Source organism: Mesorhizobium sp. M8A.F.Ca.ET.181.01.1.1 (genome assembly GCF_004792025.1).
Taxonomy (GTDB): Bacteria; Pseudomonadota; Alphaproteobacteria; order Rhizobiales; family Rhizobiaceae; genus Mesorhizobium.
This window is the reverse complement of sequence record NZ_SRTV01000004.1, coordinates 319,010-341,570: the sequence shown is the minus strand read 5'-3', so window position 1 is coordinate 341,570 and position 22,561 is coordinate 319,010. Positions and strand designations below refer to the sequence as shown.

The following is a 22,561-nucleotide window of genomic DNA, read 5'->3' as shown; positions in this document are numbered from 1 at the left end:
CAATTCCGGACAGAAAACCGTTGCACGGTTTTCCTGGAATTGCCCTAGCCCGCCCGCTCTTGCCGAGACTCGGATATTTCTTGCAATACTTATGTACTCATTATACCAGATTTCCTGCGCGACAAAACTTTTTTCGAACCCTTTTCGAGCGGCCGGTCGAACATGATCACACTTACCTATCGCATCGAAACCCCTGGCAGCATCGAGGCGCTGGCGGCCAAGATCGCCAGCGACCAGTCGACCGGCACCTTCGTCGCGCTGCCGGGCGAGACCGAGGAGTTGAAGGCGCGCGTGGCGGCGCGCGTGCTGGCGATCCGGCATCTGCCCGATGCTGAGCAACCATCGCTGCCCGGGTCCGGCAGCGGGCCATTCCGGCGCGCCGATGTTGACATCGGCTTCCCATTCGACGCGATCGGCACCGACCTGTCGGCGCTGATGACCATCGCCATCGGCGGCACCTATTCGATCAGGGGCCTGTCCGGCATCCGCGTCATCGACATGAAGCTGCCGGAACAATACCGGGGCGCCCATCCGGGCCCGCAGTTCGGCTTGACCGGCAGCCGCAGGCTGACCGGGGTCGAGGGCCGACCGATCATCGGCACCATCGTCAAGCCGGCGCTGGGGCTCAGGCCGCATGAGACGGCCGAAATGGTGGGCGAACTGATCGAGGCCGGCGTCGATTTCATCAAGGACGACGAGAAGTTGATGAGCCCGGCCTATTCGCCGCTGGGCGAGCGGGTGAAGGCGATTATGCCGCTGATCCTCGACCAAGAGCAGAAGACCGGCAAGAAGGTGATGTACGCCTTCGGCATCTCGCATGCCGATCCCGACGAGATGATGCGCAACCACGATCTCGTGCTCGAAGCCGGCGGCAATTGCGCCGTCGTCAACATCAATTCCATCGGCTTCGGCGGCATGGCATATCTGAGAAAGCGTTCCGGGCTGGTGCTGCATGCCCACCGCAATGGCTGGGATATCCTCACACGCCATCCCGGCCTCGGCATGGATTTCAGCGTCTGGCAGCAATTCTGGCGGCTGCTCGGCGTCGACCAGTTCCAGATCAACGGCATCGGCTCGAAATATTGGGAGCCGGACGATTCTTTCATCCGCTCCTTCAAGGCGGTGACGACGCCGCTGTTCTCATCAGACGATTGCGCGCTGCCCGTGGCCTGCTCCGGCCAGTGGGGCGGCCAGGCGCCCGAAACCTATCGGCGCACTGGCCGCACGCTCGATCTCCTCTACCTCTGCGGCGGCGGCATCGTCAGCCATCCGGACGGGCCCGGCGCCGGCGTACGGGCCGTGCTGCAGGCCTGGCAGGCGGCGGTCGAGGGCATCGCGCTGACGGACTATGCCCGCGATCACGTCGAACTGGCCCGATCGATCGAGAAATTCGGCGACGGCAGGGCGGCATGAGCATGGCCGTGCAAAACCTGCTCCTCAGTTATTACGGCGACGACCTCACCGGGTCGACCGACGTCATGGAGGCGCTCGAACTCGGCGGCGTGCCGACCGTGCTGTTCATGCGCCAGCCCGACCAGTCCCTGCTGGCGCGATTTTCGCATTGCCGCGCGGTTGGCCTGGCGGGCATCAGCCGAAGCGAAACGCCGCAATGGATGGAGGAAAACCTGACGCCGGCCTTCGAATGGCTGAAAGGCCTCGGGGCGGCGGTCTGCCATTACAAGATCTGTTCGACCTTCGATTCCAGCCCGGCGGTCGGCAGCATCGGCCGCGCCACCGAGATCGGCAGGCGCATTTTCGAGGCGGCAAGCGTGCCGATGGTGGTCGGCGCGCCACAGCTCAAGCGCTACACTGCCTTCGGCAACCTCTTCGCGGCGTTCCGCGGCGCATATTTCCGCATCGACCGGCATCCGGTGATGAGCAGGCATCCGGTGACGCCGATGGACGAGGCCGACTTGCTCGTCCACCTTTCGCGCCAGACCAGCCTTAGTTCCGGCCTAGTCGACCTGGCAACGTTGCAGGCGGACGATCTCGCGCAGACGGTCGACCAAGTCCTGCAAGACAAGGATATCGTCCTGTTCGACGTCGACAGCCACCAGACGCAGAAACGCGTCGGCGAACAACTCTGGCGTATCCACGGGAAGGGCCATGGTTTCGTCGTCGGATCCTCGGGCGCCGAATATGCCTTGCTGGCCGAATGGGCGGCCAAGGGCATCGTATCGGGGCATGCCGCATTCGCACCGCCCGGCCCCGTGGATCGGCTCGCCGTGGTGTCGGGTAGCGTCTCCCCTACCACGGAAAAACAGATCCGCCACGCGCTTGCTCACGGGTTCGACGGCGTCGAGATGGATGCGATGCGACTGGTCTGCGAAGGCGCCGGCGAAGCGACCGAGCAGGCGGTCGCGGCCGGGTTGGCGAGCCTGGCCAAGGGCCGCAGCGTCATCCTCTACTCCGCGCTTGGTCCACAGGCCGATCGCGGTGCTGAGATCGACCGGATCGAGGGCGCCCGGAACACACTCGGACGGGCGCTGGGAACCATCCTGCGCAGGCTGATTGCCGAGCAGAAACTCAAGCGCGCCGTGATTGCCGGCGGCGACACCTCCAGCCACGCGCTCGGACAATTGGCCATCGACGCGCTGACCGTGCGCATGCCGTTGCCGCAGTCACCGGGGTCGCCGCTCTGCGTCGCCCATGGCGGCGGCGCGATAGACGGCCTTGAGATCGCGCTGAAGGGCGGCCAGGTCGGCACCGACGCCTATTTCGAGACCATCCGGCTGGGGAGCTAATACAGCGGCTTGCCCAGGTGTTTCGGCGTCGGCCACTGCGCCGTGATGCCGGGCTGCACCGGCCGTTCGAGGTAAGTCGCCAGAACCACGTAGCTGCGCGTCGAAGTGACTCCGGGTGTCTCGTAGAGACGCAACAGCAGGCCTTCGAGTGCCTTGGTGTCCTCGGTACGCACCTTGAGCAATACGCAGGTATCGCCGGCGACGGTATGGATCTCCTCGACCTCGGGATATTCCGAGATCGCCATCAGTTCCGGGGTCTTGCCCCAGCCACTGGTGTCGATGTGGACAAAGGTGAGCAGCGGCTTCCGCACCGCGTTGGGATCGATGATGGCGGCCGTGTTGCGGATGGCGCCGCTGCGCCGGAGCCGCTTGACCCGCTCATGCGCTGCCGGCGGCGACAGGCCGACGCGATCGCCAAGCTCGGCATAGGTGACCGTCGCGTCGTCGGCCAGAACGCCTAATATTTTTCGGTCGGTCGCGTCGACATCCCGGGCCGCCGGCCTGTTCCGCGGAATGCCATCTGTTTCTTCATCCATATCGATATTCCCGATTGCCACGGAATCTGATGCGGCCATTATGATGATATGTCGAACAACGATCAAGCCGCAGCCTTGGGCGCGGACACCAGACCGCCCATCCCGGCCCTCGCCTATCTGCTGACCGGATGCATCGCCGTGATCGGCTCGAATTCGCTGGTGCTGGGCCCGATCGCTCCGGCGGTGTCCGTATCGTTCTCGACCAGCGTTCCCATGGTGATGATGGCAGCGGCTGCCTTCGGCCTCGGCACGTCGGCGAGCGCCGTGTTCCTGGCACGCCATATCGACCGGGTCGGCGCGCGCCGGATGCTGCAGGCGGCCCTGCTGCTGCTGGCATTGGCCTTGGTCGCCAGCGCCGCCGCGCCTACCGTGACAGCGCTGGTTGCGGCACAGCTTGTCGCCGGCATTGCCGCCGGCGTCGCCATGCCGGCAATCTACGCCAGTGCCGCGGCCATCGCTCCGCCCGGCCGCGAAAGCGGCACGATCGGCGTGGTGCTGACCGGATGGACGCTCAGCATGGTGGCCGGCGTTTCCCTGTCGGCGGTGCTTGCCGATCTCGTTCACTGGCGTGCCGTCTTCGCCGCTGTCGCCGTGCTGGCCGCGCTGGCGCTCGGCGGCCTCACCGCATCGTCGCTGCCGGATGTCAGGAAGGCCGGACCGGCGCCCGCCCCGCTCGCAGCGCTGAACATTCCCGGCATTGTGCCGCTTCTGATTGCCTGCGGCGCCTTCATGACCGCCTTCTACGGTGTCTATGGCTATCTTGGCGATCACCTTCACAGCGGACTTGGGCAGCCGGTCAGCGCCAACGGCCTGGCCGCCCTCGCATACGGGGCGGGCTTCGGCACGGCGGCGCTCTTCGACGGCATCATCGATCGCCTTGGCGCAAGGCGTGTCATGCCTTTCGCCTATCTGCTCGTCGCCATGGTCTACGTGGCGATCGCCGCAACCAGCGGCAGCTATGGCCTGACGCTCGCCATGGTCGCGGCCTGGGGGCTCGCCAATCATTTCGGGCTGAACGTGCTGGTGATGCGCCTGTCGGCGCTCGATCCGTCACGGCGGGGCACGATCATGGGCCTGAACAGCGCGGTGACCTACCTCGCGGTGTTTGTCGGCACCACCGGCTTCGGGCCGCTCTATTCCGACTTCGGCTTTGCCGCCTGCGCGATGGTCGCGGCGGTGCTCATGCTGATTGCCGCCTCGGCCGCAGCGTGGCAGCCGGTAGAGCCAGCGTCTCATCGCATTGCTCCAGTCGACAGAACGTGATCGGCCACCAGCCCTTGGCGCGTTGACAGCGGCACCCCTGCCCTTCCATACAAAGCCGTTAATGTTCTCAGGGCGGGGTGAAAGTCCCCACCGGCGGTAAGGACTCCCAGTCGCGCATGAGGCCTTTCCGAAAACCGTTTCCGGTTTTCGGGGTCATGCGCGGGACCCAAGCCCGCGAGCGCCTTCCAGCAGTTGGAAGGGTCAGCAGATCCGGTGTGATTCCGGAGCCGACGGTTAAAGTCCGGATGGAAGAGAACGAAACGGAAAACGAACCGCCCCGGCGGGTCGGATTTCGTATCGTGCGTCCTGATTCTGGTTCGAAACGGAAGGATGGACCCATGAATCAGCATTCCCACAAAGACTATGAAACAATCCGCATCGCCGTCATCAGGGCGCGCTGGCACGCCGACATTGTCGACCAGTGCGTGAAGGCGTTCGAGGCCGAACTGGCCGAGATCGGCAGCGGGCGCTTTGCCGTCGACATCTTCGACGTGCCCGGCGCCTATGAAATCCCGCTGCATGCCAAGACGCTCGCCGGCACCGGCCGCTACGCCGCGATCCTCGGCACTGCGTTCGTCGTCAATGGCGGCATCTACCGGCACGACTTCGTCGCCAGCGCCGTCATAGACGGCATGATGAACGTGCAACTTTCGACCGGGGTGCCGGTGCTTTCGGCGGTGCTCACGCCGCACAATTTTCACGACAGCGCCGAGCATCACCGCTTCTTCTTCGAGCACTTCTCGGTCAAGGGCAAGGAAGCGGCCAACGCCTGCGTGCAGATTCTCGCGGCGCGGGAAAAGATCGCGGCATGAAATCTTCCCGGCCGGGTGGAAATCGCGATAACACCCGGTAGTATTTGCGAAAATACCGAGTTCGGGAGGATGCCGGTGCAGACCAAGAAGATCATCAATGACGGCAACCGCGCCGTCGACGAAATGCTCGAAGGGATCCTGGCCGCGCATCCTCGCCATCTCGCAAGCGTGGACGGCAGCCCGCGCTCGATCATCGCCCGCGACGGGCCACGGCCCGGCAAGGTCGGGCTGGTGATCGGCGGCGGTTCCGGCCACGAGCCGACCTTTCTCGGCTTTGTCGGCAAGGGGCTGGCGGACGCGGCGGCAATCGGCAACGTCTTTGCCTCGCCTCCACCGGATCCGATCCTGGAATGCGCCAAGGCGGTCAGCGGCGGCACTGGCGTCTTGTTCATGTACGGCAACTATGCCGGTGACGTGATGAATTTCGACATGGCGGCCGAGATGGCCGGGATGGACGACATCGATGTGCGCACGGTGCTCACCACCGACGACGTCGCCTCGGCGCCGCGCGACCAGCGGCACAAGCGCCGTGGTGTCGCCGGCAATTTCTTTATCTTCAAGGCTGCCGGAGCCGCCTGCGACCGGATGCTGTCCCTGGACGAGGTCGAGCGCATCGCGCGCAAGGCCAACGACCACACCTTCACCATGGGCGTGGCGCTGTCGCCCTGCTCGCTGCCGCAGACACGGCGGCCGAATTTCGAGATCGGCGCGGACGAGATGGAGATCGGCATGGGCATCCATGGCGAACCCGGCATCGCGCGCGGCAAGCTCGGGACCGCCGACGAAATTACCGACGAGATGCTCGACAAGATTTTCGCCGAGATGGCGCCGAAGCGCGGCGACAAGGTCGCGGTGCTGGTCAATTCACTGGGCTCGACGCCGCTGATGGAACTCTACATCATGAACCGACGGGTCAAGCAGAGATTGGACGCAATCGGCGTTTCCATCCATGCGACCTGGGTCGGCAATTACTGCACGTCCCTGGAAATGGCCGGTGCTTCGGTGACGCTTTTCCATCTCGACGAAGAATTGCAGGCGGTGCTCGACCACCCCTGCGACTGCGCCATGTTCCGTGCCGGCTGAGGAGCGCCCATGACCATCGGTGCCTCCGACCTGAAAAGAATGTTCGACGCGATCGCGGTGGCGATCGAGGCCGACAGGGACCGGCTTTGCCAGCTCGACGGCGTCATCGGCGACGCCGACCACGGTATTGCCATGGCGCTCGGGTTCAACGCCGTGCGCGATGCGCTGGCATCGCTCGACCTTGCGGCGACCGAGCCGACCGCGCTCCTCAACACGGCGGCGAAATCGTTCCTCAATGCCGTCGGCGCGTCCTGCGGCCCGCTCTATGCCACGGCCTTCATGCGTGCAGCCGTCGCAGTCAAGGGCAAGGCGACGCTGGCGGATGCCGAATTCATCGCCCTGCTGCAGGCCATGGCGCAAGGCATCAAGGATCGCGGCAAGGCCGAGATCGGCGAAAAGACCATGGTCGATGCCTGGCAACCGGCGGCGGAAGCGGCTGGCGCCAGCAATGCAGGGGGAAAGAGCCTTGCCGACAGTCTGCAGGCAGCCCTTGCCGCTGCCGAGCGCGGTGCTGAATCGACCAAGGACATGATCGCCGCCAAGGGCCGCTCGTCGCGGCTCGGCGAACGGTCGCTCGGGCACATGGACCCGGGCGCGGCCTCAGCCGTCACCGTCATCGGCGCGATGACGCGGAGCCTGGCTTAGGCCTTCGCCGCGTCGAGCTTGTTGATCGCCTGGACGTTGCCGGCCGACGGCCCCTTCTCGTCGAACTCCGAGGCCAGCCACGTATCGACAATGGCCTTGGCCAGTTCCGGCCCGATGACGCGCGCGCCCATGGTGATGATCTGGGCATTGTTGGATTTCGCCGCGCGCTCGGCCGAGTAGGTGTCGTGGGTAAGCGCGGCGCGGATGCCCGGCACCTTGTTGGCCGAGATCGAGACGCCGATGCCGGTGCCGCAGAACAGGATGCCACGGTCGTTCTCGCCTTCGACGATCGTCTGGGCGAGTTTCTGCGACAGGTCGGCATAGAAGCCGGCCTGGCTGAGATCGCTGACGGTGAGGCCGGGCTTGGTCGCCAGATGCGCGGCGATGACGTCGAGCAGCGGCTTGCCGGCGCTGTCGGCTCCGATGGCTATTTTCATGGTGATGTCCTTTCTGACTGAATGCGTTTTCGATTGGTTCAGATCGCGGCCGAGGCGCTGCGCAGGATGTCGATATAGCCTTCCGCCTGCCAGGCGGAGCGGCCGATGAACAGGCCGTCAATGTTGGGCTGGCCGATCAGCTCGGCGGCATTGCCGGGATTGACGCTGCCGCCATAGAGCACCGGCGGCACGGACGGCAGCACGCCGGCGGCGACCTGCTTGATCAGCGCCTGCTGCTTGTCGGCATAGTCGGAACTGGCCGGGATGCCCTTGTCGCCGATCGCCCAGACCGGCTCGTAGGCGAACAGGATTTCTGCTCCCCTCGCCTCGTCGTCGAGGAATTGCAATGCACCCTCGACCTGAGCGGTCAGCACCGCATCGGCCTTGCCGCTTTCGCGCTCGGCCAGCGTTTCGCCGACACAGATCAGCGGTATCAGTCCATGCCTGACCGCCGCCGCCGTCTTCAGCCCGACCGTGCGGTCGGTCTCGCCGAAATGTTCGCGCCGCTCGCTGTGGCCGAGTTCGACCAGGTCGAGGCCGCAATCGTTCAGCATTACCGGCGAGATCTCGCCGGTCCAGGCGCCGGCATCGACCCAATGCATGTTCTGCGCGCCGACCTTGATGCGCGTTGCCGACAGCGCCCGCTTGACCTCGCGCACCGCCGTGAAGGGCGGGATGACGAAAGGCTGGATGCGATCGTCGAAACCCGGCACGAAGCCGGCCAGTGCCCCGGCAAAATCAAGCGCCTCGGCCAGCGTCTTGTTCATCTTCCAGCTTGTACCGACCCAGTAAACCACGCGTACTCTCCTTGACCCTCAATCCTTGTCGGCGACGACCGTCAGCGAAACCCCCGCCGCATCCAGCGTCGCGCGCATCCCGGGCTCTGGCTCGCGCCCGGTGAAGACGGCGTCGAATGCGCTGAGATCGGTCAGGAAATGCAGTGCGCTGCGGCCAAACTTGCCGTGATCGACCAGCAGGTATTTGCGGGTCGCCGCGGCCATCATCAGCCGCTTGGCCTGCACCACTTCCTGATCTTGATGGAAGGCGGAGGCGCCATGGATGGCGGATGAGGACAGGAAGGCGACGTCGGCGCGCAGCGACCGCAGCGACGCCTCTGCGAGCAGGCCGAAGAAGCCATGGAATTTCTTCGAGTACTGGCCGCCGAGCGCGATCAGGTTGATGCCTCCGGCACCGGCCAGATCCTGGATGACGGCGAAGTTGTTGGTGATCACCGTCAGCGGCCTGAGATCGGCGAGATGCCGCGCGATGCCGCCCGCCGTCGAGCCGTCGTCGATGATGACCGTCTGGCCGGGTTCGATCACGGCCACGGCGGCCGCCGCAAGGCGCTGCTTTTCCCCGATCGCCTGCTTCTGCCGGTAGCGAAAATCGCTTTCAAACAGGCTGCTCGGCTGGATCGAGGCGCCGCCGCGCACCTTGCGCAGGAAGCCGCTCTCCTCGAGCTCGTCCAGGTCGCGATGCACGGTCATCCTGGAGACGCCAAAACGCGAAGCGAGGTCGTCGACGCTCGCCGCGCCGGCGTCCACCAGGAAATCCATGATGCCTTGCCGTCTGTTGTCGCTCTTCATTCTCGCCGACTCGCCAACGCAGAACTCCGGCTGCTTGATCGAGCCCAGATATAACAGACATCGTCGCGCATGTATCACAATTTTTGTTATAATGAGATATTTCCATGGGATATTTCGCCGGCTTTTATCGCGCCGCTGTAACAAGAATTGCGGCCGGGACGGTCTGTCACGGTTGCGGTTGCGCGGAATTCCGGCCAGAAGCATCGGTGGGCTGAACGATGCGCGGACAGCCCGCAACCACAGGTTTGAAACCAGATACGGGAGACTAATCGTTGGCTCGCATCACACTGAGACAATTGCTCGATCACGCCGCCGAATACGGCTATGGCGTGCCGGCCTTCAACATGAACAACATGGAACAAGGCCTCGCCATCATGGAGGCCGCGGAGGAGACCAAGTCGCCGGTCATCCTGCAGGCAAGCCGCGGCGCGCGCGCCTATGCCAATGACGTGGTGCTGGCCAAGCTGATCGACGCGCTGGTGGAAATCCACCCGGACATCCCGGTCTGCATGCATCTCGACCATGGCAACAACGAAGCCACCTGCGTCACAGCCATCCAATACGGCTTCACCTCGGTGATGATGGACGGTTCGCTCAAGGAAGACGGCAAGTCGCCGGCCGACTATGCCTATAATTCCGGCATCACCAAGCGCGTCGTCGACATGGCGCATTGGGGCGGCGTCTCCGTGGAAGGCGAGATCGGCGTTCTGGGTTCGCTGGAGAGCGGCGGCGGCGAGCAGGAAGACGGCCACGGCGTCGAAGGCGCGATCAGCCACGACCAGCTCTTGACCGATCCGGTGCAGGCCGAACAGTTCGTGCGCGACACCCATGTCGATGCGCTGGCGGTGGCCATGGGCACCAGCCACGGCGCCTATAAATTCTCGCGCAAGCCCGACGGCGCGGTGCTGGCGATGAACGTCATCGAGGAGATCCACCGCCGCCTGCCGAACATGCATCTGGTCATGCACGGATCGTCCTCCGTGCCGGAGGACCTGCAGGAGATCATCAACAAATATGGCGGCCAGATGAAGCCGACCTGGGGCGTGCCGGTGGAAGAGATCCAGCGCGGCATCAAGCATGGCGTGCGCAAGATCAACATCGACACCGATAACCGCATGGCGCTGACCGGCGCGATCCGCAAGGTGCTGACCGAGAACCCGAGCGAGTTCGACCCGCGCAAATACCTGACACCGGCGATGGCGGCGATGAGGAAGCTCTGCAAGGAGCGCTTCGAACAGTTCGGCACCGCCGGCAATGCGCCTAAGATCAAGCCGCTGCCGGTCTCGGAAATGGCCAAGCGCTACAAGTCGGGCAGCCTCGACCCGAAATTTGGCTAAGTTCGATCCATCTGCATTTTACGGGCAGGAGCTCTACCGGCTCCTGTCCATTTCTATCCAGCGTTCGGCAGCAGGTCAGCCCTGCCGGTCTCGATGAAGGGCGCCCAATAGTCGACCGACTCGCGGATCATGGCGACCACCTGATGGTCGACCGGCTCGCGCTCGCGGAACGACAGTTCGAGGCAGATTTCGTTGTCGATGCCGCCGCCGCGCCGCACCGTTTCCAGCAGCTTTTCAGGCGTGATGCGGCCGTCCTGGTTGTGGGCTGCCGTGAACGGCCAGTGGCCGCCTTTGTTCATCGACGATTGCTTGATGTGAATGATCGGCGACTTCAGGGGGAAGGCTTCGGCCCAGGCATAGGGATCGATGTCGGCCGGGTTGGAGGAGGTGACGTCGCCATGGTCGATGTCGACCATCATCTCAAGCGGAATGGCCATTCCGGCCGCATCGATGGCATCCTGCAGCATGCGGCAGTTTTCGATGGTGTGGCCGAACTCGCGGCCGACCGACATCGGCTCCCAGAACAGGTAGGTCAGGCCCGCCGCCCGGGCGTGGTCGGCGACCTCGCGCCAGCAGTCCAGCGCGATGTCGAACAGGCGCGCGCGACGGTCGGGATCGTCGAAGTCGCGATGCGTGAAGATGGCGAACTGCGTGCCCATGCCGCCGGCGCCAAGCTCGGCCGAGACATCGGCGAAGGTCTTGAACCACTCGACATAGTAGCGGCGCACGTCAGCATCGGGATGGCCGAAATGGTTGAGTCGGCCATAGGGGCCCGTCATGCCTGAGGTGACGCGCACGCCGGTGCGGTTCAAGGCGTTGCGGAACAGGCGGACGAATTTGACGATCGTCGCCGCCGGCCAGCCTGGATTGACGAATTCATGCGTGAGCTGAATGTCCCTGATACCGATGCCGTAGGCAATAGTCTCGATCAGATCGTCCGGCTCCGCGAAGCGGTTGACCAGCGGATTGGTGTTGAGGGAGAGCGTGAAGGCCAAGGTCGCTATCCCTTCAACGCCGTCGCCGAACAGGGGCCATGAGCGCCATCAGCCTGCCCTCGCCTGCCGGCTCGCGCACCAATGCTCGAAGGCCGACTTCTCCTCGGCGGACAGATGCAGGCCGTGCTTGGTGCGCCGTTCGAGAATATCGGCCGCGTCTTGCGCCCATTCCTGTTCGAAGAGGTAGTTCGCCTCGCGCTCAAAGAAATCCTTGCCGAAGCACCGGCCCAGGGCGGCGAGCGAACGGGCGCCGCCAACTACGGACGGCGTTCTGGTGCCGTAGAGCCGGCCGTAATGCTTGAGCAGCGATGCCGGCATCCATGGATACTCATTTGCGAGGTCGCCGAGAAACTGCTCGAAGTCGGCATTGGCGATGTCGCCGCCGGGCAAATGCGCCTTCGCTGTCCAGGGCTTGCCCATCTTCGGAAAGAACGGTGCGATCCTGTCCAGCGCATGCTCGGCCAGTTTGCGGAAGGTGGTGATCTTGCCGCCGAAGACGGAGAGCAGCGGCGCCTGCGCCTCCGGCGCGTCGAGCTCGAAAATATAGTCGCGGGTCACCGCACTCGGATTGTCGGCGTTGTCGTCATAGAGCGGCCTGACGCCGGAGAAGGAATAGACCACGTCGTTGCGCGCAAGGCCGCGCTTGAAATAGCGGTTGACCACTCTGATGAGGTAATCGATCTCGCTCTCATCCGCGGTCACGTCCTCGGGCCGGCCTTCGTAGGGAATGTCGGTGGTTCCGATCAGCGCGAGATCGTTCTGGTAGGGATTGATGAAGATGACGCGCTTGTCGCTGTTCTGGACGAGATAGGCCTGCCGGCCCTCCCAGAACTTGGGCACGACGATATGGCTGCCCTTGACCAGGCGGACATTGCGCCTCGAGTTCTGGCCGGCAACGCGGTTGACGATGTCGTTGACCCAGGGACCGGCGGCATTGATCAGCGCGCGCGCCCGCACACTGGTCTTGATACCGGTCCTGACGTCGCGCATTTCGACGACCCAGAGGCCGCCCTCGCGGCGGGCGGCGGTGCAGGCGGTGCGGGTGAAGACCTTCGCTCCCCGTTCGGCCGCGTCGAGCGCGTTGATGACGACGAGGCGGGCATCGTCGACCCAGCAGTCGGAATATTCGAAGCCGCGCTTGAAACTGTCCCTGATCGGCGCGCCCTCGGGCGCGGTGCGCAGGTCAAGCGTGCGGGTGGCGGGCAGCCGCTTGCGGCCGCCGAGATGGTCGTAGAGGAACAGGCCGAGCCGCACCAGCCATGCCGGCCGGTCGTCCGGGCTGTGCGGCAGCACGAAGCGCATCGGCCAGATGATGTGCGGCGCCGATTCCAGCAGGACCTCGCGCTCGATCAGCGCCTCGCGCACCAGGCGGAATTCGTAATATTCGAGATAGCGCAGGCCACCATGGACGAGCTTGCCTGATCTCGAACTGGTGCCTTGGGCGAGATCGTCCTTTTCGCACAGGATGACCGAAAGCCCGCGGCCGGCGGCATCGCGCGCGATGCCGGCGCCGTTGACGCCGCCGCCGATGACGAAAAGGTCGACGATGTCAGGGCCGCCGCTCATCTCGTGTCCATGCCGGGTTTGCGCTCCATCGCCGTCGCTCTCAGCACGGATTGACCGGAGGCAGGCCGGCCAGGTAGCGGCGCACCTCCTCGGCGGCCTGCTCGGCGGCATAGGTCACCGTGCGCACCGAAGCGCCGGCGATATGCGGCGTCAGCGTCACGTTGGGCAGCTGCAGCAATGGCCAGTCCGATGGCACCGGCTCGACCGCGAAGGTTTCCAGCATGGCGCTGGCGATCTGCCCCGAAACAAGCGCCTCGTAGAGCGCGTCATAGTCGACCAGCGGACCGCGCGCGGTGTTGACGAAGATCACGCCAGGCTTCATCCGCCCGATTGTGTCCTTGCCGATCAGGCCGCGTGTCTCCTGCGTCACCCGCGAATGCAGCGTCACCACGTCGGAGCGCGACAGGAGATCGTCGAGCGCAACCAGTTCGACGCCGGCGTTGCGGTCCTCGGCGCTCAACTGCACATAGGGATCGCTGACCAGAACATGGCAGCCGAAGGCGCGCAGCAGGCGCACCACTTTCGTGCCGATATTGCCGTAGCCGACGACGCCGACCGTCATTTCGCCGAGTTCGCGACCGGTGCGGTCGGCACGGTAGAGATCGCCGCGCCATTCCCCCTTGCGCAGGGCTTCGTGGCCGACACGGATCAGCCGCGTTTCGGCCAGGATGGCGCCGATGGTGAACTCAGCCACGGCGGTGGCATTGCGGCCAGGCACGTTGACCACGGTGATGTCCTGCGCCCTGGCCGCTTCCATGTCGATGTTGATCGGCCCGCCGCGCGACACCGCCACCAACTTGAGATCAGGCAGGCGCCGCATCATGCTTTCCGACAAGGGCGCGAGCTGGGTGACGAGGACTTCGGCATCGCCGATGAAATCGACGACCTCGTCGGGATGGCCGAAGTACTCCTTGACCTTGTCGAGGCCGAGTGCCGGATTGCCGAACTCCATGGGCTCGTCGGGCCAAGCCGTCTGCAATGTCCTGATATCGAGGTCGCCGCTGGCGACCTTCTCGATTTTGGCGCGAAACACCTCCGGCAGCATGAAGTTGTCGCCAATGATCGCTATCTTTTTACGCATACTCGACTTCTCAATTTTCCTGCGATGTGGCCATGGCACGCCAGACCGGCCGCAGGGCCTGGTGCGCCAGCATGTAGGACGGAGTCATCCTGTCGTAGATCGCTGCGAGGGCCGGGTCGCTCGGCTCGGCCTCGCCGAGCAACGGCGTCACCCATTCGCCGACGCATTCGTCCATGGAGGCGTATTGGCCGACGCAGACCGCGGCGATCATTGCCGCACCGGCCGCACCGGCCTCCTCACGCGCGCTGGTGCGCGTGTCGGCGCCGATGGCCGCGCCCAGTATCTTGCGGAGCGCCGGGCTTCTGGCGGCGCCGCCGGTCAGGCGGATTTCGCGTGGCAGCGGCCCCATGGCGGCGTAGCAGTCGCGCGCCGCGAAGGCCAAGCCTTCGAAAACGGCGCGCACCAGATCGGCGTAGCCGTGCCGCGAGGAAATGCCGACGAAACCGGCCCTGGCATTGGCATCGACGAACGGTCCCCGCTCGCCGGCTTCCGACACGTAAGGCTGGTAGAGCAGCGAAGCCGGCCGCGAGGCCGCGATCCAGGCGTCGACCAGCGCGATCATCTCGCCATTGCTGCGGGTTATGCCTTGCGAGGCGAGAATGCCCGAGGCAAGCCCGAGCACCCAGTCGATGTTGAGCGTCGCCGCCATGTTGGACTGCATCTGTGCGAACACGCCGGGCGCCGGCATCGCCATGGTGTAGCCGGTCGCCGCCTCGTTGAGCTGCACATCGTCGGGCGTCTCGGCCAGCCGCATATGCATGCCGGTGGAACCGATGATCGAGCAGCCAGGCTTGCGCTCGCGGTCGAGAAGGCCGGCGCCGAGCGCGGTGCAGACGACGTCGACATAACCGAGCACGACAGGTGTCCCGGCGAGCATGCCGGTGACGGCCGCGGCGGCCGGCGACAGTCCGGTGCTGTGCCTGGTGCCGTCGACGATCGGCGGCAGCAGGTGCCTGAGATCGGCGACGCCGAGGACGTCGAGCACATCGTCGCTATAATCGCGGGTGCGGAAGTCGCCGAAGGTGAAAGTCCCTTCGGACGGATCGGTGGCGCGCTCGCCGGTCAGCTTGAAATAGAGCCAGTCCTTGCAGTGAAAGGCGGTGGCCGCCTTGCCGAGCATTTCAGGCATGGTGCGCTTCATGAAGACGAACTGCGAGCCCTGCTGGCAGGCGGCGAGCCCGCTGCCGGTCTTTTCGAAACGGAGCCGGTCATCGGGCCGCGCGCGGATTTCCTCGACGACGCCGGCGGCGCGCGCGTCGAGCCAGAGCCAGCCCTTCGCCACCGGCTCGCCCTTGCCGTCGATCAGCCAAGTGCCGTCGCCCTGCCCGGTGACCGCAATGGCGACGGTCCGGCTGGCGAGATCGGGCACCTTGTCGGCGAGCTGGCGCAGGGTCGTGGCGGCATCGGCCCAGGTGCGCGCCAGATCCTGTTCGGCGCCGCCGCCCGGCAGCGTCTCATAATGGTTCGGCGTCGCCGCCGCCGCGATCTGGCGGCCCTTCGTGTCGAAGGCGATGGACTTGATGACGGAGGTGCCGGCGTCGATGCCGATGAATATGTCGCGCATCACGCGAGCTCCATGCCGTGCGAGATGGCCTTGCCGCTCGCCTGGTCGAAGACGTGCAGGTTTTTCGGATCGATGCTGACATTGATGGGCGCGCCGAGGTCGAGCCGGGTGCGGTCATGCTCGACCAGGACCAGCGAGCCGCCGGCGAAATCGGCTGCGATGTGGGTCTGGTCGCCGAGCCACTGGTTGGCCGAGACCGTGGCCGGGACACCTTCCTTCGAGCGCCGAACCGCGTAGGGCCTGATGCCGATGACCACCCGTTCGCGGCTGAGCAACTGGTCGCGCACCGGAGCGCTGAAGGCGTCCTTGTCATAGTCGAGCGACAGCCCGTCGGGCAGCCGCAGGTTGATGCGGCCGGCGCCGGTCCCGACAAAGGCCTCGAAGACGTTCATCGGCGGCTCGCCGACGAAGGTGCCGGTGAACAGGTTCGCCGGACGCTCCTTGATCCGGTCCGGCGTGTCGAACTGCTGCAGCACGCCGCCCTCCATCACCGCGATGCGGTCGGCGAGCGCATTGGCCTCGGTCTGGTCGTGGGTGACCAGGATCGCGGTCAGGCCGCGCTCCTTGATGAAGTGCTTGATACGGCCGCGCAGCACGGCGCGAAGCTGCGGCTCGAGTTGCCCCATCGGCTCGTCGAGCAGATGCAGGTCGGCTTCCCGGATCAACGCCCGCCCAAGACTGGCACGCTGCTGCTGGCCGCCGGAAATAGAGCTGGGATAGCGCTCCAATATGTCCTCGATCTCCAGCAGCTTGGCGATGCTGGCGACCTTGGCGTCGACCTCGCTCCTGGGCAACCTTGCGGCCTTGAGGGCAAAGGCCATGTTCTCGCGCACCGTCAGCGGCGGATAGAGAGAGTAGCCCTCGAAGGCCATCGCCACATTGCGTTTGACCGGCGGCAAGGTGTGGACCTGGCGACCGGCGACCGCGATCGCGCCGCGCGAGACCTCCTCGAAGCCGGCGATCATGCGCAAGGTCGAGGTCTTGCCGCAGCCGGACGAGCCGAGCAGTGCCACGATCTCGCCCTTGCCGATCTCCATAGTCAGGCTCTTGACGGCGTGAACGCCCCTGTCGATCGGACCATAGAATTTGTCGACGCCTGAAATGGTGAGTGCGCTGGCGCTCATGCCGCTTCTCCGCTGCGCAGATTGACGATGTTCTTGGCGCCGATGCGCTCGCCACTGGCGTGATCGAACAGCAAGGCGCTCTTGCCGTCGACGGCGATATGGGCCTTGCCCTCGCTGCGGCCCGGCGTTCCGGCCGGACGCGAGACCAGGATTTCACGGCCGCGCACGGTGCGCACCAAGGTGACGATCTTCTCGTTGAGCGGCGTCTCGGCCTCGACTGTCACCGGAATGGCGCCGGGCTCGTTGTCGCCAACGAAATGCAGTGCCTCGGGCCGCAGCCCGATGATGCAGTCGCGGCCGATGGCGGTCTCGGGAGCATCGGTGAGATGGACCTGGACATTGGACAGGCCGACATAGACCCCCCTGGCATCCCGCGCGGGCTTGACGTCGAGCAGGTTGATGGTCGGGTCGCCGAACAGCCGCGCGATCTCGATGTTGGCCGGCTCGCGATAGATCTGCTCGGGCGTGCCGAGCTGCCGGATGACGCCTTGCGACATGACCGCGATGCGGTCGCCGAGCGCCATGGCTTCCTTGTAGTCCTGGGTGACGTAGACGACGGTGGCCCCGCGATCGGCGAGCAGCCGCGGCAGTTCGAGCCGCATCTCGAAACGTAGCTTGGCATCGACATTGCGCAAGGGATCATCGAGCAGCAAAAGCGGCGGCGAACCGACAAGGGCACGGGCAAGGGCCGTGCGTTGCTTCTGGCCGTTGGAGAGCGCGCGCGGCTTGTGGGAGAGCACATGGCCGATTTTCAACAGCTTGGCGACGCTCTCGACGCCGGCCTTGATCGCGCCTTGCGAGGAACGCTTGGCCTCCAGCGGCGTGGCGATGTTGTCGAACGCGCTCATATGCGGAAACAGCGCGAAATTCTGGAACGCCATGCCGACGCCACGGAATTCCGCGTCGACATCGGTCATGTCCTCGCCGCCGATGAATATTTTGCCTTCCTCGGGGTCGATGACGCCGGCGACGAGGCGCAGCAGCACCGTCTTGCCGGCGCCGGAAGGCCCGAACAGCACCAGCGTCTCGCCGTCGGCGACGGTCAGCGACAGATTGTCGAGGACGGTCTGACTCTTGTAGCGCTTGACGATATTTCTGAGTTCGAGGCTGGCCATGTCTATCCTTTCACCGCGCCGAGCGACAGGCCTTCGACCAGATAGCGCTGTGCGTAGAGGGCGAGCGCCAGCGTCGGCGTGATCGAGAGCACGATGGCCGCCGAGATCTGGCCGTACTGGATGCCTGACGAGGTGATGAAGGCGAGCGCACCAACAGTCACCGGCTGCTTGTCGGCCGAAGCCAGCACCAGCGCGAAGACGAAATTGTTCCAGGCGAAAATGAAGGCGAGCAGGCCGGCCGCCGCGATGCCCGGACCGGCGAGCGGCAGCGCGATCTTGCGGAAGGTGGCGAACCAGGAATGGCCGCCGATGCGATAGGCGTATTCGATGTCGGCTGGAATGTCCTCGAAATAGCCGCGCACGATCCACAGGATCAGCGGCAGGCAGATCAGCTGGTAGACCCAGATCAGCCCGATATAGGTGTTGGCGAGGCCGAGTTTCTGGAAATAGAGCGTCAGCGGCAACAGCACCAGCAGCGCCGGCGCGAACTTGAACGACAGCAACGTGAAGGCGATGTCCTCCGAGCCACGGAACTTGTGGCGCGCGAAGGCGTAGGCGGCCGGCACGCCGAGCAGCAGCGACACCGCAACCGAGGTCACCGACAGGAACACCGAATTCCAGAGGTTGCGCATGAAGGCGATGTCGAGCGTGCCCGCTGCGGTCATCAGCTTGCCGGTGATCAGCGCCGTGTAATTGGCGAGCGTCGGCTCGAAGATGAGCTGCGGCGGGATGCGCAGGATGGTCTCGTTGGTCTGGAACGACATCATGAAGATCCAGACGATCGGAAACATGAAGAAGATCACGACCAGCGTCAGCGCCGCGCCGCGCAGGATGCGTTCGAGCAAGGAGGTGTGTTCCATGGCCGCCTCCTATGCCTGGCCACGGGCGCGTTCGCGCAGCCGGAGCCAGTTCTTGATGAAGATGTTGGAGAGGAAATACGTGATCGCCCACAGGATGATCATCAGCGCCGCCGAGCGGCCGACATTGGTCGACTGGAAGAAGTTGAGATAGGCCTCGACCTGGAAGACGGTCAGCGTGTCGCCCGGCCCGCCCTGGGTCATCGCGTAGATGATGTCGAACTGCTGGATGGAATCGAGCAGGCGGAACAAAGTCGCCGTCAGGATGTAGGGCGTCAGCATCGGCAGCGTGATGCGGAAGAAGACGAAGCTCCTCGGCACGCCGTCGAGGGCCGCCGCCTCGAAGGGCTGCGTCGGCAGGCTGCGCAGGCCGGCAAGCAGCAGGATCATGATGAAGGGCGTGTAGACCCAGATATCGACCAGCACCACGGTGAACAGCGCCGTCGACGGCGACGAGGCCCAGCGGAAATCCTGCAGCCCGATGAGGCTGGCGAGATAGCTCAGCACGCCGAAGCCGGGATTGGTCATCAGCTTCCACATCAGCGCCGCCAGTGCGGGCGCCGTCATCAGCGGCATCAACAGCATGATCGAGATGAAGTTGTTGAGCGTCGAGCGCTTCTGCAGCAGCAGCGCGATAGCAAGACCCAAAAGCAGTTCCAGCACGACCGTGGTGCCGGCATAGAGCAGCGAGATCTTCAACGTGTTCCAGAACTTCGGATCGGTGAAGAAGGAGATGTAGTTGTCGCCCCAGTTGAACTGCCGCGCCCAAGGCTGGCTCAGCCGGTAGCGTTGGAACGAATAGACCACCGAGGTCAGGAACGGGATGAGGATGCCGATGCAGACCAGCAGAGCCGGCAGGCTGAGCACATAGGGCAGCACCCGCTTGCTGATCCTGAAGCCGGATGGCTTGAGCCTTTGCGATACCACCGCGGTCATCGAGCTGCTCCGTTGTTGCTGTCGCTTCGCCCTGCCGGCCGCCCAAGGGAGCAAGGCGGCCGGTCGGGCGAAATGGCGGTCACCTTTCGGCACCGCATCGCAAACATGAAAAGGTTTGACGAGGGCCGACCCGCCAAGCAGGCCGGCCCTCATTGCGACTTAACCGAGACCGGCTTCCTTGAGCTGGCCGTTGATGCTTTCGGCGAGCTTGTCGAGGCCCTCGTCGACCGGCACTTCCTTGGCCACCATCTTCTGCAGCGTCGCCGCCCATTCGGTGGTGAGGTCGAAGAACAGCGGCTGCGCGGTGAACTTGATCGAGGCGCCCGGCGCCGAGGCGTCGAACATCTCGACATAGCCGGGATAGCTCTTGTTCAGCTTCTCACGGAACATCTCGTCCTTCCACACCGATTGGCGGACCGGATTGACGAAGTCCATCTTGGTAGCGCCGAACAGCCCATGCTCCGGCCCGGAGGCCCATTGCATGAAGTACCAGGTGGCGTCCTTGTCCTTCGAGAAGTTGGACATCGCCAGCGACCAGATCCAGATGTTCGGTGTCGCCGCCTTGGCTGCCGGGTTGGCCTTGAAGCTAGCAAAAGCGAGCTTGCCGGCCATCTTGTTGTCGCCGCCATTCATGAAGTAACCGAGGATGTCGGCGTCGAAGATCATGGCCGAGGCGCCGGCGCCGAGATCGGTGCCGACCTGATACCAGGTATAGGTCGACCAGTCCTTGGGGCCGCTCTCCTGGATCATCTGAACCCATTGCTTGTGGAAAGCCTTGGACTGGGCGGTGTTCATCGCGGCCGACAATTTGCCATCGGCCGAGACGTTCAGGTCCTTCTGATCGAAATTGGCGTAGGCCGACAGGAAGCCGGGATGGATGGTCGCCCAGGAGCGCGAACCGCGTACGCCGATACCATAGACGCCACCACCGACATCCTTGGTGAGCTTGGCGGCCGCGGCCACCATCTCGTCCATGTTGCCGGGGATCTTGACGCCCGCCTTGTCGAACATGGCCTTGTTGTATGTGATGTTGTTCTGCTCGAACCCCCACGGAATGCACCACTGCTTGGCATCATCCGAACCCAACGCGCCGCCCGGCTTGCCATTCCAGGCGCAGGAATTCTTGACGCCGGGCAGGAAGTCGTCCCAGGCATAGTTCGGGTTGGTCTTGGCCGGATCCTTGATCCATTCGTTGAGGTCGGTGATCCAGCCGGCTGGGCCGTAGGTCCAGGTCATGTAGGCGCCGGTCATGAAGGCGTCGTATTCGGGCGAGCTCGCCGACAGTGCCGCCGTCACCTTGTCGAAATAGACGTCTTCGGGGAAGACGTCATAGACGACGTTCATGCCGGTCAGCTTCTTGAAGTTCTCGAGGTCTGCGATCATGGCGTCGGCATAGGGATGCTTGTTGAGCAGGAGCTTGATGGTCTTGCCCTTGTGCGCCTGCCAGTCAAAGTCCGCGGCAAGCGCGCGGGTCTGGCCCAGGTTGAGCAGCGTGCCGGCGGTGCCGGCGGCGAGGCCCATCGCACCCAGGCCCTTGATCAGTCCGCGACGGTCGACTTGTCCGCGCAGGAAGGCGTCTATGAGGTCTTTCTCTTTCTCATGCATTTCGTCTTCTCCTCCACAGGGTAGTTTCAACTGAACTGTTGCCGGCTACCCGACCGGCGTCTCTTCCACGAGCGATCGCGCCGTCCGCTCGTCCGTTATCAGGCCCTTGAGATAGCGCCCCTCCAGCACCGACTTGATGGCACGAACCTTGATCCTGCCGCCGGCGACGGCGACGATCCGGCGGCTGGCGATATCCTCGCGCGCCAGCGCCAGCGCCCGGTTGGAGACGGTCGCCGCCACCGCCTTGCCGGCCTCGTCGAAGAAATGGCCAAGCAATTCGCCGACGCCGCCATTGCGGCGGATCTCTTCCATCTCGCCCTTCTCGATCATGCCGGTGGCGACCAGCGACGCCTCGCGTTCGGCGGTACCGATGCCGGCGAACAACAGATCGGCGGACCGCGCGAGATCGAAGACCTCGTTGATGCCCTTCTGGCCCAGCAGCACGATGCGGTCCTCCGCCGTGTTGGCGAACATCGGAACCGGCATCACATAGGCTTCGGCGCCGGTGCGTTCGGCGAGACGATGGATGACGTCATGCGGATTGGCCGAGAATTTCCGCGTCAGGCCGCCGAGCAGCGAAACGAAGCGGATCCGGTCGGTGGTGGTGCGCGGCAGATATTCGACGCAGGCGGCGAGCGTGCGGCCGTGGCCGACGCCGATCAGCGCCTGCTCGCCGCGCTCGATCTCGCGCTTGAGGAACTGCGCGCCGGCAATGCCGAGCGCCTTGAGCGGCAGGTCCTCGGAATCGAAATCCGGAACCACCTCGCAATAGTCGAGGCCGTAACGGCGGGACAATTCGTCCTCGAGCTCGACGCATTCCGACACTTCACCGTCGATATAGACCTTCACCAGCCCTTCCTGGTTGGCCTTGGTGATGAGGCGGTGGGCCTTGAGGCTGGTCAGCCCCAGCCGCTTGGCAACCTCTGACTGGGTCAGGCCGCCGGCGTAGTGAAGCCATGCGGCGCGCGCCGCCATGCTGGCGTCATCGTCGCGCAAGAGGCCGTTTCCAAAACCAACCACGTTTCCGTCCCGGTGATATTTTTATCAGTTGCTGCAAAATTTTTCACATGGCTCGATCAGAGTCAAGCGACCGCTGCGCGCAATTCACGACATGATGACCAAGGCAGACGTCGGCCGGCCATTTGGCGATGTCAGCGCGTGGTGATGCGAAGCGGCCCTTGCGCCGTGCCTGTCAGCACCGCGGGCGTTTCAACGTTGCTTTTGGTTGCCGCTCTGGCGATGCCAAGCGGGCTTCTGGCGGCGAAGATAGTCGCG

General features: G+C 64.5%; 21 protein-coding genes and 1 riboswitch. Of the genes, 7 read left to right on the top strand and 14 right to left on the bottom strand.

From position 1 onward, the window contains the following. Positions 1–162: 162 nt before the first annotated feature. Both oiaX and EN824_RS17450 read left to right on the top strand, forming a co-directional pair. Positions 163–1,413 (top strand): 3-oxo-isoapionate-4-phosphate decarboxylase OiaX, encoded by a 1,251-nt coding sequence (gene oiaX, locus EN824_RS17455; RefSeq protein ID WP_135865214.1) that lies wholly within the window; start codon positions 163–165, stop codon positions 1,411–1,413. A gap of 8 nt (positions 1,414–1,421) precedes the next feature. Then, on the top strand, positions 1,422–2,744 hold the full coding sequence (locus EN824_RS17450) for a four-carbon acid sugar kinase family protein (RefSeq protein WP_135865413.1): 1,323 nt from the start codon (positions 1,422–1,424) through the stop codon (positions 2,742–2,744). Here EN824_RS17450 and EN824_RS17445 read toward each other — a convergent pair. Beyond that, positions 2,741–3,280 carry an Lrp/AsnC family transcriptional regulator gene (locus EN824_RS17445; RefSeq protein ID WP_135865212.1) on the bottom strand — a complete coding sequence of 180 codons (540 nt, stop codon included), beginning with the start codon at positions 3,278–3,280 and terminating at the stop codon, positions 2,741–2,743. The two genes, EN824_RS17450 and EN824_RS17445, sit on opposite strands and share 4 nt — an antisense overlap. Positions 3,281–3,328: 48 nt before the next feature. On the opposite strand from EN824_RS17445, the gene EN824_RS17440 reads away from it, so the two are divergent. The 4 genes from EN824_RS17440 to dhaL all read left to right on the top strand — a co-directional run bounded on the left by EN824_RS17440 (position 3,329) and on the right by dhaL (position 7,083). Further along, positions 3,329–4,543 carry an MFS transporter gene (locus EN824_RS17440; protein ID WP_135865210.1) on the top strand — a complete coding sequence of 405 codons (1,215 nt, stop codon included), beginning with the start codon at positions 3,329–3,331 and terminating at the stop codon, positions 4,541–4,543. A 59-nt stretch (positions 4,544–4,602) separates the two neighbouring features. Next, positions 4,603–4,804: riboswitch (FMN riboswitch) on the top strand. Between the two features lie 77 nt (positions 4,805–4,881). After that, on the top strand, positions 4,882–5,355 hold the full coding sequence (locus tag EN824_RS17435) for a 6,7-dimethyl-8-ribityllumazine synthase (RefSeq protein WP_135865208.1): 474 nt from the start codon (positions 4,882–4,884) through the stop codon (positions 5,353–5,355). A gap of 75 nt (positions 5,356–5,430) precedes the next feature. Continuing rightward, complete coding sequence (locus EN824_RS17430) at positions 5,431–6,438, top strand: dihydroxyacetone kinase subunit DhaK (RefSeq protein ID WP_135865205.1); 1,008 nt, start codon at positions 5,431–5,433, stop codon at positions 6,436–6,438. A 9-nt stretch (positions 6,439–6,447) separates the two neighbouring features. Beyond that, on the top strand, positions 6,448–7,083 hold the full coding sequence (gene dhaL / locus EN824_RS17425; RefSeq protein ID WP_127276397.1) for a dihydroxyacetone kinase subunit DhaL: 636 nt from the start codon (positions 6,448–6,450) through the stop codon (positions 7,081–7,083). Here dhaL and EN824_RS17420 read toward each other — a convergent pair. The 3 genes from EN824_RS17420 to EN824_RS17410 are packed head-to-tail and all read right to left on the bottom strand — an operon-like array spanning position 7,080 to position 9,106. Further along, entirely contained in the window at positions 7,080–7,520 is a 441-nt protein-coding gene (locus EN824_RS17420; protein WP_127276395.1) for an RpiB/LacA/LacB family sugar-phosphate isomerase, read from the bottom strand. The genes dhaL and EN824_RS17420 overlap by 4 nt on opposite strands. A 38-nt stretch (positions 7,521–7,558) precedes the next feature. Continuing rightward, positions 7,559–8,317 carry a triose-phosphate isomerase gene (locus tag EN824_RS17415; RefSeq protein ID WP_135865203.1) on the bottom strand — a complete coding sequence of 253 codons (759 nt, stop codon included), beginning with the start codon at positions 8,315–8,317 and terminating at the stop codon, positions 7,559–7,561. Positions 8,318–8,335: 18 nt separating this feature from the next. Further along, entirely contained in the window at positions 8,336–9,106 is a 771-nt protein-coding gene (locus EN824_RS17410) for a DeoR/GlpR family DNA-binding transcription regulator (RefSeq protein ID WP_127870625.1), read from the bottom strand. 272 nt (positions 9,107–9,378) lie between these two features. Between EN824_RS17410 and fba the strand changes: the two genes are divergently transcribed. Then, a complete protein-coding gene (fba, locus tag EN824_RS17405) occupies positions 9,379–10,443 on the top strand; it encodes a class II fructose-bisphosphate aldolase (RefSeq protein WP_095771163.1) in 1,065 nt (354 codons plus the stop codon). Positions 10,444–10,496: 53 nt separating this feature from the next. Here the strand turns inward: fba and EN824_RS17400 are convergent, their stop codons facing one another. From EN824_RS17400 to EN824_RS17355, 10 genes are all read right to left on the bottom strand, one after another. Next, the gene (locus EN824_RS17400) at positions 10,497–11,438 is read right to left on the bottom strand and encodes a TIM barrel protein (RefSeq protein ID WP_135865200.1); all 942 of its coding nucleotides are present in this window, start codon (positions 11,436–11,438) and stop codon (positions 10,497–10,499) included. A 48-nt stretch (positions 11,439–11,486) separates the two neighbouring features. After that, the gene (locus tag EN824_RS17395) at positions 11,487–13,004 is read right to left on the bottom strand and encodes a glycerol-3-phosphate dehydrogenase (protein ID WP_127276387.1); all 1,518 of its coding nucleotides are present in this window, start codon (positions 13,002–13,004) and stop codon (positions 11,487–11,489) included. 40 nt (positions 13,005–13,044) lie between these two features. Next, positions 13,045–14,085 carry a 2-hydroxyacid dehydrogenase gene (locus EN824_RS17390; protein ID WP_127276385.1) on the bottom strand — a complete coding sequence of 347 codons (1,041 nt, stop codon included), beginning with the start codon at positions 14,083–14,085 and terminating at the stop codon, positions 13,045–13,047. 10 nt (positions 14,086–14,095) lie between these two features. Continuing rightward, positions 14,096–15,649 carry an FGGY-family carbohydrate kinase gene (locus EN824_RS17385; protein WP_127276383.1) on the bottom strand — a complete coding sequence of 518 codons (1,554 nt, stop codon included), beginning with the start codon at positions 15,647–15,649 and terminating at the stop codon, positions 14,096–14,098. Then, positions 15,649–16,773: an ABC transporter ATP-binding protein gene (locus tag EN824_RS17380; RefSeq protein ID WP_127276381.1), complete on the bottom strand. Its 1,125-nt coding sequence runs from the start codon at positions 16,771–16,773 to the stop codon at positions 15,649–15,651. The genes EN824_RS17385 and EN824_RS17380 overlap by 1 nt, the downstream gene beginning before the upstream one ends. Beyond that, a complete protein-coding gene (locus tag EN824_RS17375) occupies positions 16,770–17,888 on the bottom strand; it encodes an ABC transporter ATP-binding protein (protein ID WP_127276379.1) in 1,119 nt (372 codons plus the stop codon). The genes EN824_RS17380 and EN824_RS17375 overlap by 4 nt, the downstream gene beginning before the upstream one ends. A gap of 2 nt (positions 17,889–17,890) precedes the next feature. Continuing rightward, entirely contained in the window at positions 17,891–18,748 is an 858-nt protein-coding gene (locus EN824_RS17370; RefSeq protein ID WP_127276378.1) for a carbohydrate ABC transporter permease, read from the bottom strand. A 9-nt stretch (positions 18,749–18,757) separates the two neighbouring features. Continuing rightward, on the bottom strand, positions 18,758–19,681 hold the full coding sequence (locus tag EN824_RS17365) for a sugar ABC transporter permease (protein WP_127870623.1): 924 nt from the start codon (positions 19,679–19,681) through the stop codon (positions 18,758–18,760). A 159-nt stretch (positions 19,682–19,840) separates the two neighbouring features. Continuing rightward, positions 19,841–21,286, bottom strand: coding sequence for an extracellular solute-binding protein (locus tag EN824_RS17360; protein WP_127276374.1), 1,446 nt, complete (start codon positions 21,284–21,286; stop codon positions 19,841–19,843). Positions 21,287–21,331: 45 nt separating this feature from the next. Then, positions 21,332–22,306, bottom strand: coding sequence for a sugar-binding transcriptional regulator (locus tag EN824_RS17355; protein WP_189522188.1), 975 nt, complete (start codon positions 22,304–22,306; stop codon positions 21,332–21,334). Positions 22,307–22,561: the final 255 nt, after the last annotated feature.